The following is a 13,782-nucleotide window of genomic DNA, read 5'->3' as shown; positions in this document are numbered from 1 at the left end:
ATGGTGGGAAAACTCCACACAAATTTTGCAAATTTTTTTATTTCAACTTAAAGGTGATTATGGTCTTTTCAGTAATCTCACCAAAGTCAGCCAGTATCTCCTTCATACGCTTTTGTGAAATACCTTTTTTGAAAGTGTAATCACGCCATGCATTTCGATACTTACCTTCCTTTGTTTCTGCCGGAAGTGTCGGATAGATGTTTTTTAGCCACCAATCAAACGTCTCCTCAACAGAGGAAAATGTTTGCATGCTTCAAAAGTACAAACTTGGTGGAGATTTTCCACAAGAGCTCAAATGTTATTTCAGAAAATTGGGATCAGCCACTGTCACCCTGAGCGGAGTCGAAGGGGACCTGGCGACAGCGTTTGCCCGTCGACCGCGCGACGGCCCGGTCTGCTCAGGGTGACAGTGTGATTGTCTGCCAACCTTTATCTTTGAATGAGACTACGATTAAGCTGAGTTTTGGCTGAGCTTGGTTTTAAGGCTTTTCACAAGAACTCAAATGTGCTCTAAAAAATTAGAATCAGCTACTGTCACCCTGAGCGGACCGGGCTGCCGGGCTGTCGAAGGACAAACGTGGTCGCTGAAAGCCCTTCGACTCCGCTCAGGGTGACAGTATTATTGTCTGCCAGCTTTTGGAGCTATCAAAAGGTTACTTGCCGGGCAACAATCACTCCTGGGTTAAAACCTTGGCTTGCACGCGCTTTTTCCCGTATAAAGCCTTCACTTTCTTCGGCTTTTTACTCTTAAACTTCCTCCCAATCCAAATCACAATCCCCGTGACCGGCAGGGTTGCCGCGACCAGGGCCGCCAGGAAAGCCAGGATTTTGGTGGGCCAGCCCAGCAGGCTGCCGGTGTGGATCGGGAATACCAGTCTGCGGGCTTTGAAGCCGCGGCTTTCGTTCTCGTAAAGCCTGCGGCTGATCAGCGCGCCGCTTTTTTGGTCGAAGTACAGGAAGCTGACAATGTTGTCTACTGCCGCCTCATCGTCGCGGCGGGATACGGTAACAGCCTGCTTGCCGGATTTCCCGAAAGTCATCGCGATGCTTCCACGGTGCGGAAGCTCGCGGATCGTTTGGGCGTATATTTTTTCAAAAACTGCCTGGTCCTTTTTAGCATGCGGCAGATTATCAGGAGCTTCTTTTTTGGTAGGAGGTTTGCCGTCAAAAGCCATTTGCAGTTGCTCATTGACCCAGGGATAGCTCCATACCAGCCCTGTCAATGCAATCAGAAAAATAAAGGGAAGTACATAAAAGCCTGCTACTGCGTGCAAGTCCCAGTTGAGGCGCTTGAACTTTGCACCCCATTTAATGGTAAACCGTTGCTTGCGGTTTTTGCGGTTGGGCCACCAGAGTACCAGTCCCGTGATCATGATCACCAGGAAACAAACGCACGAAATGCCCGTAATCACCTTGCCGGTTTCTTCCAGGCAAAGGTACCTGTGCAGCCGCAGTACCACGCTGAAAAAGGCTTCATGCTCATCCCTATCGCCGGTGATCCGGCCGGTATATGGGTCGATCGCCACGGAGAAGCCCTCTTTTTCCTTTGTTTTAAGATTAAAAACAATCGTCCTGTCGCGCTCCTGCTCCATCGTAATCCGCTGGATTTGCTGCTCGGGATATTTATACGAAACAATACCTGCCAGGTGGTCCAGAGGCAGTCTTCTCTCGGTTGCATGCGCCTCCACCAGATGGAAGTCGGGATAAAGCACCGGTTCCAGCTCCTCTTCAAACACAAGCAGGCAGCCCGTCAGGGCCACCACAAAAACCACAAGGCCGGAGATCATCCCCAGCCATAAATGCAGTTGCGCAGCAATTTGTTTCAGTATGTTTTTCACGGTTCAGGAGTTTGCATGCAGTGGTTAAAAGGTATAGGAAACAGTCACCATAAAGTTGCGCGGCGAGCCCGGGAACAGCCGCAGATAGTCATAGCCGCCTACCCAATACGTCTTGTTGGTCAGGTTGTTCAGGTTGACCTGAAACTGAAACTTGTCGATTTTATAATACACAGCCCCATTTAGCAGGGTATAGCCAGGGATCGTTTGTGCAGAGTTGATAGACAGGTTGCGTTCTGTCACAAAGTTTCCTCCCAAACCCAGCCCGAGTCCGCGCAGGGCCGGCAGGGTGAAGGTGTATTTGGTCCACAGGCTTCCCTGATTTTTCGGGGCATTGGGTTTCTGCAGATTGACAAGCACCTGGTCGGCAGCGCGGGTTCCGGCATCGGTGATTTTGGCTTCGTTATGGCTGTATGTTGCTATGATATTCCAGTTGGGCAGGATGTTGCCGGTAACATCCACTTCCACACCCTTCGACTGCTCTTCACCGATCTGCTGCATAAGGTTCGGGTTGTCGGCTGCATTGGCCGAATACAGCGTATTGGTTTGCCTGATCTGATAGTACGACAGGTTGGCAGTCAGCCGGCTGTCGAGCCACTCGGTTTTCAGGCCAGCCTCTGCCAGACTGCTCCGGATCGGGTCAAAAGGCCCGCCTGAAAGTGGATCGCTTTGCACGGTCGCATCCTGCGGATTGTATCCTTTGGTGTAAGTTCCGTATAGGTTGATGTGGCTGTTGACGGAGTACACAGCCCCGATCCTCGGGAGAAATGCGTGCTGCACCACATTGGTTTCATCCGTTTTGGTGTAGTTTTTCTTATCAATGTACGTATCGTAACGCAGCCCGAGCAGCACATGCAGCCTGTTGATCTTTACCTGTTCCTGTAAATACAACCCGTGCAGCTGGTACTGTACCGGCGTAGTTGCGGCATTGGCAGTAACATTGTAAGTGTACTTGGTCGGATCTTCCAGGTTGTTGTTTTGCAAAGTCAGGTCATAGTGCGAGATGTTCGGTCTGGGGATGCTGCGGGTTACGCCATTTTCTGTATAGTTGTAAAAAACATATTTTTCGGGCGTTTTGGCATTGTAGGCCGCCGCTCCTCCGGCTTTGAGCAGGTACCCGCTCGCGGTTTGTTGTCCTGAGCCTTTGGGCGTTTCGGACTGGATGAAATCGTATCCTGCCACCAGCTTGTGCTCGGCAATACCCGTGTTGAAATTGTGGTTAAAAAAGAGCGAAACATTATCCATAAACGACTTGGTTTTGCGCACAAAAACCTGCCGGGCCACCAGGTTTTCAATGGGTGCTCCCGCCGAGTCCACGCCATTGACATTGCTGCTGCGGTGTTCGAGAAGATCTTCGGAGTAGCCGGTGCGCAGGTAGGCCAGGTTGAAGGAGGTGTTTTGGGTAAACTGATGGTTGAGCGAAGTCGTGATCAGGTAAGTTTCTTCATTCAGATAATCATTGACCGCATTCAACGAAGTCTTGATAGAGCTCGAATACAGGTCATTGCCTTTCACCGACTGTCCGCGGTCGAGGCGGCTGTTGGAGCGGCTGTACACCATGTCAAAGTTGATGCGGGTTTTGGTAGTCGGCAGGAAGGACACCGAGGGTGCTACGATAATGTTTTTGTCAAATTGCAGGTTGCGGAAGCTCTGCGCATTGTTGTAGCCCACATTGATCCTGTACAATAAAGTTTCCTTATCATTCATTGGACCTGTAAAGTCGGCCAGCATGCGGAGCGTATTGAAGCTGCCCGTCGAAAATGTCAGTGATTTCTGTGGCGTGGTCAGTGGCTTCTTGGTGACCCGGTTGATAGTCCCGCCCGGCGAAGTATTGCCGTACAATGCGGAGGCTGCACCTTTAATCACCTCCACTCTTTCCAGGTAATTGACCGGCGGCTGCTTCCAGAAACCCGAAAACGTACGCAGTCCATTGACCAGCTGTGTTGTACTGCCCCCATTCATGCGAAAGCCACGTATTGTGAGGTCGTCGTAAAAGGTAAACTGGTTGACGCCACTCATATTTTTTACTGCATCGCCCATCAGGAAAGTCCCCTGGTCGCGCATCACTTCCTTGGTGATGTAGCTGATTGCCTGCGGTACCTCGCGTACCGGCGTAGCTGTTTTGCTGGCAATGAATGAAAGGTCATTTTTGTAAGTAGTCTCCCGCCTTCCTGTTATTTCCACGGTTTGAAGCTCCTGTGAGTCTTCCAGGGCGGTCAGTTCCACTGTAACGTTTTCACCGGATGCGAGAGTAACACTTTTATCTATACGTCTGAACCCAAGCCCTGTACCCACAAGCTGGTACGTGCCCGGCTGAATGCCTGTAAGCTCAAAATCCCCGGACACCGAAGTGACAGTACCTTTGCCTGTGCCTTTTAAAACCAGGTTTACAAACTCGACAGGCGTGCCGGCCCCGGTTTTGACCTGACCTTTAATCACGCCCGTTTGTGCAAAACCCGAAAATGCAGAAAGAAGAAGGAGAAGTAGTAGACAGTGCTTCATTATACCGAAACAGGAAAAGAATATGTTGGGACAAATCTAGTCCTATTTAGACTAATGCCAAATAGACATATTTGGAAAGATGGAGAACAATGCTATTTCCTTAGAAAAACAGCATGATCTCTTCAGAAAGTGAAAAGAACTTAAAGGGTGATAAACAAAAAAGCCGGCATGAAGCCGGCTTCCGAATGTTTTATGGTTCCTGCTAATGCAGGGTGTTTCCTTTGATAAATGCCAGTCCGTCACGCATAAGCTGCTCTTCGGAATCAAACATTTTACGCCATATATTGGCTACCGGCAGCTTGGGGCTGAATGCCTCAATGCTCAGCCAGCCATCGTACCGGATGTCTTTGATCGCTTTAAAAATACCTTCCCAATCCACATTTCCCTTGCCCGGCGTAGAGCGGTCGTTTTCGGAAAGCTGGATAAATGAGATGCGGTCGCCTGCCTTGCGGATCGTATCGCCAATGTTCTTTTCTTCAATATTGGCATGAAATGTATCAAACATGATCTTGCAGGCGGGATGGTTTACCTCGTCTACAAACCGGATCAGTTCATCGCCGCAGCTTGTCAGGTACAGCTCAAACCGATTGAGGTATTCGAGGCCCAGCGTAATATCCAGCGACTCGGCATAGTCGGCCACTTCGCGGATGCCTTCAATGCCCCACTGCCACTCTTCCTGCGTTGCCGGACTGCCGGTAAAAACCCCGAGCGCAGAGTGGAAGGGACCCATCAGCCGTGTGGCACCCAGTACCAGGGAGCAATCGAGCACTTTCTTCAGGTGATCGATCGTGCTTCGGCGCATGGCAGGATCAGGACTGATCAGGTGCGTATCCGGGCCACATATCGTGTCTGTTTCACATTGCAGGCCCAGATCATCCAGCTTTTTCCGGAAGCTGAACCAGTGTTCGGGATTGGTATTAAAAATGGGTACCTCTACGCCGTCAAATCCAATTTCTTTGATCAGTTCAAGGGTAGGAAAAAGAGTGTCGTCAATCTGGTTCCCCCAAAGCAGGAGGTTCATGCTGTATTTCATTTACGCGCAAATTAGATCCGGGCTGCGGCCAGGGTAATTGATGATTGCAATGGTACAATAAAACAGCACCATTCACCTCATTGCATTTGACTTGTACTGGCTGAAAATTGACTTCCCGCTATCGTAAACGTGCTTTGTTAAAAATCAGCGCATTGTTGTTTTCATAATATAAAACCAGTTTCTCGGCAGACAGATCGTACTGGTTTACAGCAGGTAGGGCATTTACAAAAAGGTCGCCCCAGGAAGTTTCGGCCCGCTCGGTACCGCCGCCGCCCAGCTGAATTTCGTTGTCCTGAGAAGTTTCGTAATATCCGGTCAGGAAGTTGGTTGAAGAGGTGGCTTCCAGCTCACCTTTGTCTTTAAACAGCAGGCTTACTTCCATTTGCCCCTTGGTCAGGCCTGGCTTGCGGATGGTATCTTCATTTTGTACCACACTTTCCAGAACCCACTTTCCGGTAAGCTCCATGTTGCTGTTGATCGTAGTTGTTTTTCCACAACTGAACATGCCTGCTGAGGCAGCTAAGAAGATCGACGGTAGCACAAGTCTTTTCATATTCTTTCAAAATGTTCAAAATAGAGGTTAGAGCATGGAATTTTACTCAGGTACGGGTTAACGAACCGGAGCGGGCAGTATATTGTAAAAAGATCATACCAGCCTGCGGCAGCATCATACACATCAGCCTGCTTTCTTTTTACAAAATCCGCAGTACTGTTTAATCTATACGTTTTTCAGAGTGCCGCAGATGGAGTAGCGGCGTGCGACAGCCCGAAGTACAGGTACTGTTGATGGGAATTAACTGTATTTTGATGTAATATTGCGTACGATCTTAAATTTTCAGGTAAAATAGGGTATACCTATGAAGGCGCCCATTCATAAGAATATAGAAAGCCAGGTACATACCGTGACGGTACAGGAACTCCGCGAGCCGCACTTTGACCCTAACTGGCACTTTCACCCGCACTACCAGCTGTTCACCGTAATGGAAGGTACCGGCAAGCGCCTCATCGGTGATTCTATCCAGACTTTCGGGCCGGGTGATACGGTATTCCTCGGACCCGACGTGCCGCATCTCTGGCGGAGCGATCCGGCTTATTTCGAGGCGGGATCGGCCCTGGGGACGCATGGTATTGTGGTGTACTTCCAGGAAGATTTCCTGGGAAAGGATTTTCTGGATAAGCCTGAAACGCTGAGCTTGCGGCAGCTCCTGGGAGAGGCAAAAAGAGGCATTGAGTACCGCGGGGAGCTTCGGGAGCACATCCGTCAGCAACTGCTCGCATTTACCCGGTCAGACGGACTTAAAAACATTATCCGCCTACTTTCCCTGCTGGATCTGCTCGCACACGACAACAGTAGTGGGCAGCCTATTTCGAGTTACGGGTACGTCAATACGTACAAGGTGTCCGAGACGGAGCGCATGCAGAAAGTCCATAATTATGTGTTGCAGCATTTTTTTCAGGAGATCAGGCTTGGGGATGTTGCATCGCTGGCCGGCATGACGGAGGCGGCTTTCTGCCGGTACTTCAAGGCACGCGCCAACAAGACCTTCATTGATTTTGTAAATGAAATCCGCATTGGGCATGCCTGCAAGCTGCTGCTGGAAGATAAGTGGACGATCGCGCAGATTGCCTACGACAGCGGCTTCGACTCGCTCTCCAACTTCAACCGGAACTTCAAAAAATACATTGGCCACACCCCCCGCGAATACAAGGGTAATTATTAAAAACAGAAAAGAGCTTCCACCCCGAAAGCTCTTTCCTGTTTTATTCCTCCCTCATCCCTTCCTCCTTCCTCCCTCTATTCATCCTTCCTTCATCCATCCTCCCTTCATCCATCCTCCCTTTATCCTTCCTCCCTTCATCCATCCCCCCTATTCACCCCTTCACATAATTCGTCCCATAAGGTGCCCGCTGTACCCGCGAGAGGGTTGCATTTGCTTCCGCGTCGCCGATGTATTCTTCTTTTTCAGGGTTCCACTTCAAGGTTTTGCCAAGCTTCATTGCAGTATGCGCAATAAGGCAGGCCGTGCAGGAACGTTGGGCAATTTCGGCATGGCTGATCGTCTGCTTGCCATTCCGGATGCATTCGAGCCAGTTCTGGTGCTGCTCGGGACTTTCGTATAAATGTACTTCGTTAGGCTGGATCACCGACCCCAGGATTTTTGGGTCACTGGCATAGAAAGCTTCGTTTTTCGAACTGCTCTGGGCTGCCACAGGATCAGAGGCTGTCACTCCCACATTGCCCCGGGATACAAATATCCAGCCGTCGGTACCTTCAAACTTGATCCCATTGGGATTGGTGCCGCCTATTTCCATCACCACTCCATTCGCATAAGTAGCATGCACAAGAAAATCGCCGTGAACATCCCATAAGCCGGAGCCGGGTGCCGGAAAGCCGGCCTTGCCCGTAATTTCAAGCGGGCCTGTGAGCTCCGTGTCCATGCCCCAGTGTGCAATATCAATGTGGTGCGATCCCCAGCCGGTGATCATTCCTGCGCCAAACTGTTCCAGCCGCAGCCAGCCCGGACGGTCGTTAATGTCGGTTTGGGAGTGTACGCGATCGAGCGTGTAATAAACTTCCGGCGTCGAGCCGAGCCACATATCATAGTTGAGGTTCTCGGGAACAGGCATTTTGGCGGTATTTCCACCCGCAGGATCGCCTGGCAGACCCACGTATACCTTGGTCAGTTTCCCGATTCTGCCGTTCCGGACCAGCTCGCAGGTGCGTTTGAACTGTGGCCAGGGATTCATGGACCGCTGCTGGCTTCCCAGCTGAAACACCACTTTCTTCTTTTTGATCATATCGGCCATCATCCGGCCTTCCTTAATCGTGAGCGAAGTGGGTTTTTGCATGTAAATGTGCTTGCCAGCCACTGCGGCTTCCATCGCAGGCTGTGCGTGCCAATGGTCGGGCGTGCTGATGATCACGGCATCGATCTCCTTATTGGCAAGCAGTTCTTTATAGTTGTCGTAAGTTTTAACATTCACATAATCCGCTTTCCCGGTCTTATCCGCGTACTTTTTCTCAATCCAGGCTTTCCCTTGCACAAGCCTGTTTTTATCGAGATCAGCTACGGCCATCACATGCGCCATATCATTTTTCATGACCTCCGGTAAATCGTGACCGGTAGCAATGCGGCCGATGCCGATCTGACCGATCTGGATTTTATTACTGGGCGCATTTTTACCAAAAACACTCGCCGGTACAATGGCCGGGAACATGGAGGCAGCAATAATGCCCGCGGTACCGCCCGCAGTGGTTTTCAGGAATGACCGGCGGCTTGGCTGGTTTACTTCGTCAGTGGATTTCATGGTGTGTAAAGGTTAAAGTGAATGTTCAGGATCAGTTTGTGCGAACAGGATCATTGGGTGTTTTTGCATATGCCTTGCTGTAATTGCGGGATTTTTGCGGGCCGATTGCCCATTCAATTGCACCCAGAATGTGCTTTCTGAGATCCTCACGCTCATAGTCTTCTTTCTGATGGCCCAGCGAACTGTAAAATGCCCGCCCGCCATCATACGTATGCCACCACACCGAGGGAAACACCGTCCCAAAAGTATCCAGCGCCTTACCCTCAGGCTTTTGAATGGTTTTATGGTCATTTACGGCCAGTACGGTCAGGTTTACGGCCATTTCTTTTACAAAATAAAACTCGTCTTTCTCGCGCTTCCAGGTAGCGGGCAAATGTGCCAGCGAGGGATTTTTAGGATCGAGTACCTGTACTGAAAACGCCTGCCCGGGTTCATGCCAGAAGAACGTCCCGCCCAGCATATTCTTGAACCACCGCCATTTGCGTTCGGTACCTGAGGCCGAGTGCAGCCCCACGAAATTGCCGCCTGCCTGTATGTAGCGCATCAATGCCACGCGCTGGTCATCGGTGTCGAAAACGTCATTATTGGTATTGGAAAAGATCAGCGCATCGTATTGCTTGAGATTTTCGTCGGTAAACTTTGCGGGGTTGCTGGTACTATCCACGGCAAAGCCATTTTGCTGGCCAAGTTCCTGTATCGCTTTCACCGAGCTTGCGATATTGTCATGCACATAGCCTTTTCCATTTTTAGTATAAACCAGCACCCGCACCTTGTTCCATTTGATTTTTTGTCCAAAAGAGGAAGGTGCGCAGGTCAGGGAAAATGCTAAGGCAAGAAGAACCAGCAGCTTATAGGGGATACTAATTTTCATTTTGGAATCAACTAAAACTTGTGGATACTTGGTCAGTTTGCTAAAAAGCGTTGGCGGGAAAGTGATCTACCTTAAAACCCGATTGAATTTCCACCGTCCACGGGCAAGGTGGTGCCGGTAATAAACCGGGCTGCATCCGAGCATAAAAAAGCGGTTGCCCAACCCACATCTTCCGGCTTGCCCCAGGTGCCCATTGGTGTGCGGTCCATTGCCTTGTCGCGGCGCGACGGGTCGCCGTTCATGGCCGTAAGCATCATGGGCGTTTCAATGAAACCAGGTGCCACGGCATTCACGCGGACATTGTAGGGAGCAAATTCGGTAGTCAGCGCTTTGACTATCCCGCCCACGGCCGACTTGGACGCGGTGTATGCAACTACCCTGTCGATTCCGTACAATGCAGCCATAGAGGTGATCATGACAATGGAGCCGCGCCCGCGTGCAATCATCTTTTTCCCGCATTCACGTGTCATCGTGAATACAGCATGCAGGTTGGTTTGTATGATACGGTCAAAATCCTCGTCGGTCACTTCCAGTGCGTGTTTTTTCATATTCACACCCGCATTGTTGATCAGTATATCAATTTCTCCCGCCGTATTTTCAATATCCTCCACAAGTTGCGGCAGCGATTTCAGGTCCGTAATATCATTGACAAAATACTGCGCATGATTGCCCAGAGCGGTTGCTGCTTCCTGCAATACGCTTTCGCGCCGGCCCGTAAGCACTACCCGCGCACCGGCCTGAGCAAGCGACTGGGCAATGTAAAAGCCAATTCCGCTCCCCCCGCCAGTAACAACGGCCAGTTTGCCTTCCAATGAAAAAACATGCGGAAATTGCAGGGTAGTACCGGCAGCCGGGCGGATGTGAGTGGTGGAATTTGTTTCCATAAGCATGGGATCAGATCATTTGAGCGGATGAGCATTCGCGGGTGATTGCCAGTTCAAGGCCGCGCAGTTCGGCAAGCCCTTTGAGCCGGCCGATGGCCGAGTAGCCGGGATATGTTTTTTTATGTAAATCGTCGAGCATTTGAAAGCCATGGTCAGGACGCATGGGTATGGACGTTGCTACTCCGGAAAGCTGCCTTTTTTGTTCCTCCTGTACCAGAGCTTTGACGACCCGGTACATGTCGGCGTCACCATGCAAATGCGGCGCTTCGTGGAAGTTACGCGGGTCGGCTTCCCTTTTTGTAGCGCGCAAATGTGCAAAGTGAATGCGGCTGCCGAGGCGCACTGCCATGCCCGGCAGGTCATTATCCGGCCTTACACCCAGTGAGCCCGTGCAGAAAGTAATTCCATTGGCCGGAAGATCACAGGCTTTCAGCAGCTGCATAAGGTCGCTTTCAGTACTCACAACCCGCGGAAGACCCAGAAGCGGCCGGGGCGGATCGTCGGGATGAATGCACAGGTTCATGCCAAGTTCCTGGGCCAGGGGCACTATTTCGTGAATGAAATAATACAGATTTTCCCTTAAACCTGCCTCGCCGATGTGCCTGTATTCATCAAGCAATGCCTGGAATCCGGCCAGTTCAAACGCTTCTTCGGAGCCGGGGAGTCCAAGCAGGATTGTATTGGTAAGGGTTTCGGTTTCTTCTCTCGTCATGCTGTTCAGTTTCAGCAAAGCAGCTTGTTGCGTAGCAGTGTCGTAATCCCCGGCGGCATCCGGACGACGGAGAATGTACAGGTCGAAAATCGCAAAGTCTTCCCACACAAACCGGAGGGTTTTATGTCCTTCCGGCAGGGTGTAATCCAATGCCGTACGCGACCAGTCGAGCACGGGCATGAAGTTGTAGCATACCGTTTTTATGCCGCATGCAGCCAGGTTCCGGAGAGACTGTTTGTAGTTTTGGATGTATGAATCCCTGGCAGGCAGGCCTTTTTTGATAGCTTCATGAACAGGCAGACTCTCTACGACTAGCCAATGCAGGGGCGTATACCGGTCGTTTCCAGCCTCAATGCATGCAATCCGCTCGCGGATCGCTGCCACAGACCAAATATCTCCCACGGGAATCTGATGCAGCGCACTCACCACGCCGGTACAACCCGCCTGGCGGATGTCCATCAGGGATACCGGATCGTGGGGCCCAAACCAACGCATGGTATGAATCATAGGAAAATGCTGGAATCTCGTGAATACACATGAGACGCGATCCTGATAGCTTTCCCTGACAGGCTTTGGAATACACCGGGTATGCTGCTTTGCAGAATAATTGCTGGCTGCCGCAGGATAACTGGGCAGATTTCTTAGTGTAAAATCGTTATTTTTGATAAAACACAATTTGATATGGAAGCGGTAATCGACAAAGTCCTGTACACTCCCGAAGAATATTTCACCTACTGTGAGACCCACGAAGGGCAATTTGAATTCGTAAACGGAGAAATTTTCGAGATGTCAGGAGAAACTATTACTGCTAATCAAATAGCTGGAAACATCCATTTCTACATGCGCGGTCTTTTGCAAAACGGGTCATACCTATTTATGCAAAATGCTGTCAAACTAAGAGTCGAGGAAGAAAAGGTCTTTCGGATACCCGACTTCTTTATCGCTAAAAAATCGGGGAACCAGCACAAGTTTGCTACTGAACCACTTCTTATTGTGGAGGTTGTCTCGGAAAGCTCTGCTAAAATGGACAAGACGACTAAGTTGAATGAATATCGCACGATACAGTCTTTGCAATACTACCTTATTGTTGAGCAGGAGACATGTCTGGTTGAGGCTTACATCCGTGAAGGAAATCGCTGGTATGTTGAATTCTATGATCAGATAGATCAGGTAATTCTTCTGCCATATTTCAAAGCAGAACTGCCTGTCAGCAAGATTTATGCTGATGTTGATTTTTAATAGGCATAGGTTCGTTTAGTAATTACTATTCAAAGCGCTTCACAAAAATCTGCTGGGTTGCCTTCCCGTTTTCGTCTTTTACAGGCTTGTTAAATGCAAGTACCTTTCCGTCATGCGACCAGACGTGGCTTACCGGTGCAGCTGCCGAAGGTTCGGTAAGTATTTCAATTCGGTCCGCAAAGGGTTTTTCGCCAGTTTCACAAAGTACAATCCTGTTTTCGTATACATAACTTACATGCTCTCCATCGGGATGCCAGCGCAGGTACCCCGTCACGCTGGTTTCGTGCCTGGTGAGCTGGGTAGCCGGTCCTCCAAATGGTGACAGCAGGAAAATCTGGTCAACACCATGCACATCGGCAGCAATAAATGCAAGCTGCGAGCCATCGGGCGACGACCTGACAATGCCTTTGCAGCCGGGATGCAGGCTTTCGGCGGTGTACGTCAGGCGTTTCCAGACTGTGCCTTTTGGTGGCATCGGAAAGTCATCCTTCGTGCCTTCCAGCGGACCAGCTTCGCCAGGTTGCGTGATATCATCGGGAATATTTACAATAAATACCTCGCTCACTTCCCGGCCGCTCCTGCTCCGGACCGTACCCAGAAATGCCCGGGCTATCTGGCGCTTTCCATTGGGTAGCAGGTAGCCATGCGTACCCATCCAGCTGTCTCCCGCCGCGTGACTGATTTCGTCACTGCCGGGTTCAGGCTCCGGCACCACGTGCACTACCAGCACACTGAACCACGCTCCCGACACATTTTCCGTATTTTTATCAACCTCAACCGTTCGTATCTGTTTTGAAACACCTATTGTCCGCAGGTTGCGCCGCTGCCCGGTGCGGTCCTCCAATGCTTTTAAAACAGCATCATTGTAAGTGAACCCGATCCACTGCCCGTCTCCACTCCATTCATGCCGGTGAGTGCCTCCGCGCAATGCTCCCGGCGTAAACGGATCCGTGACGTCGCGCGCGTCCATATAGATGGGTACGTTAGGGCGGGAATCTTCAATAATTACCCCTGTGCGCCTCCACTGCTGGTACGGATTGTCCTGCGTGGCCGGCAATCCATGGATGAACACCACCGCATTTTGCACAGGGCTGTAACTCACTGCTCCCGCGCCCGGGCCCCAGGGTGTATTTCCGGAAATCTCAAAAAGTACCTGCTTTTCTCCTGTTTCGATATTCACCCGCTCAATCCTGCCCGAAGCTGCAATGCCGCCCTCGTCCGTGCGGGTGTCGTACGCCAGCCACTTGCCATCCGGAGAAAAATTGTCATTGTTGTCCAGGTCATGGTGGTAGGAGAGGTCGTGGGTGACCTGGGTTTCTTGGAGATGGTCGTAGTTGCAGGCAGGCATAGATAAAGTAACTGCTAAGGTACAAAGCAGGGTAAATACATTTTGCATA

The 13,782-nt window shown here is 50.6% G+C and carries 12 protein-coding genes; 2 read left to right on the top strand and 10 right to left on the bottom strand.

The window, feature by feature from the left end:
- Nucleotides 1-37: 37 nt before the first annotated feature.
- From HWI92_RS16260 to HWI92_RS16240, 5 genes are all read right to left on the bottom strand, one after another.
- Nucleotides 38-250: a hypothetical protein gene (locus tag HWI92_RS16260; protein WP_204657216.1), complete on the bottom strand. Its 213-nt coding sequence runs from the start codon at nt 248-250 to the stop codon at nt 38-40.
- Nucleotides 251-671: 421 nt separating this feature from the next.
- Entirely contained in the window at nt 672-1,838 is a 1,167-nt protein-coding gene (locus tag HWI92_RS16255) for a PepSY-associated TM helix domain-containing protein (RefSeq protein WP_204657214.1), read from the bottom strand.
- A 24-nt stretch (nt 1,839-1,862) separates the two neighbouring features.
- Nucleotides 1,863-4,337, bottom strand: coding sequence for a TonB-dependent receptor (locus HWI92_RS16250; protein WP_204657212.1), 2,475 nt, complete (start codon nt 4,335-4,337; stop codon nt 1,863-1,865).
- Nucleotides 4,338-4,539: 202 nt separating this feature from the next.
- On the bottom strand, nt 4,540-5,358 hold the full coding sequence (locus tag HWI92_RS16245; protein ID WP_229248120.1) for a sugar phosphate isomerase/epimerase family protein: 819 nt from the start codon (nt 5,356-5,358) through the stop codon (nt 4,540-4,542).
- Between the two features lie 130 nt (nt 5,359-5,488).
- Nucleotides 5,489-5,923, bottom strand: coding sequence for an META domain-containing protein (locus HWI92_RS16240; protein WP_204657208.1), 435 nt, complete (start codon nt 5,921-5,923; stop codon nt 5,489-5,491).
- A 304-nt stretch (nt 5,924-6,227) separates the two neighbouring features.
- Here HWI92_RS16240 and HWI92_RS16235 point away from each other — a divergent pair, with 304 nt between their 5' ends.
- Nucleotides 6,228-7,091, top strand: a complete 864-nt coding sequence (locus HWI92_RS16235) for an AraC family transcriptional regulator (protein WP_204657206.1) — start codon at nt 6,228-6,230, stop codon at nt 7,089-7,091.
- Between the two features lie 151 nt (nt 7,092-7,242).
- Here the strand turns inward: HWI92_RS16235 and HWI92_RS16230 are convergent, their stop codons facing one another.
- The 4 genes from HWI92_RS16230 to uxuA all read right to left on the bottom strand — a co-directional run bounded on the left by HWI92_RS16230 (nt 7,243) and on the right by uxuA (nt 11,641).
- Nucleotides 7,243-8,679 (bottom strand): Gfo/Idh/MocA family oxidoreductase, encoded by a 1,437-nt coding sequence (locus HWI92_RS16230; RefSeq protein WP_204657204.1) that lies wholly within the window; start codon nt 8,677-8,679, stop codon nt 7,243-7,245.
- Between the two features lie 31 nt (nt 8,680-8,710).
- Entirely contained in the window at nt 8,711-9,550 is an 840-nt protein-coding gene (locus HWI92_RS16225; RefSeq protein ID WP_204657202.1) for a ThuA domain-containing protein, read from the bottom strand.
- A 71-nt stretch (nt 9,551-9,621) separates the two neighbouring features.
- Nucleotides 9,622-10,434 (bottom strand): SDR family NAD(P)-dependent oxidoreductase, encoded by an 813-nt coding sequence (locus tag HWI92_RS16220; RefSeq protein WP_204657200.1) that lies wholly within the window; start codon nt 10,432-10,434, stop codon nt 9,622-9,624.
- A 10-nt stretch (nt 10,435-10,444) separates the two neighbouring features.
- Nucleotides 10,445-11,641 (bottom strand): mannonate dehydratase, encoded by a 1,197-nt coding sequence (gene uxuA / locus HWI92_RS16215; RefSeq protein ID WP_229248118.1) that lies wholly within the window; start codon nt 11,639-11,641, stop codon nt 10,445-10,447.
- A gap of 186 nt (nt 11,642-11,827) precedes the next feature.
- Between uxuA and HWI92_RS16210 the strand changes: the two genes are divergently transcribed.
- Entirely contained in the window at nt 11,828-12,385 is a 558-nt protein-coding gene (locus HWI92_RS16210; protein ID WP_204657196.1) for a Uma2 family endonuclease, read from the top strand.
- A gap of 25 nt (nt 12,386-12,410) precedes the next feature.
- Here the strand turns inward: HWI92_RS16210 and HWI92_RS16205 are convergent, their stop codons facing one another.
- Nucleotides 12,411-13,781: a DUF3748 domain-containing protein gene (locus HWI92_RS16205; protein WP_229248116.1), complete on the bottom strand. Its 1,371-nt coding sequence runs from the start codon at nt 13,779-13,781 to the stop codon at nt 12,411-12,413.
- Between the last annotated feature and the right edge of the window lies 1 nt (nt 13,782).

The sequence above is a fragment of the Dyadobacter sandarakinus genome (assembly GCF_016894445.1).
In the GTDB taxonomy this organism is placed as follows: Bacteria; Bacteroidota; Bacteroidia; order Cytophagales; family Spirosomataceae; genus Dyadobacter; species Dyadobacter sandarakinus.
The sequence above is the reverse complement of the archived record's forward strand: the minus strand, read 5'-3'. Positions and strand labels throughout refer to the sequence as shown.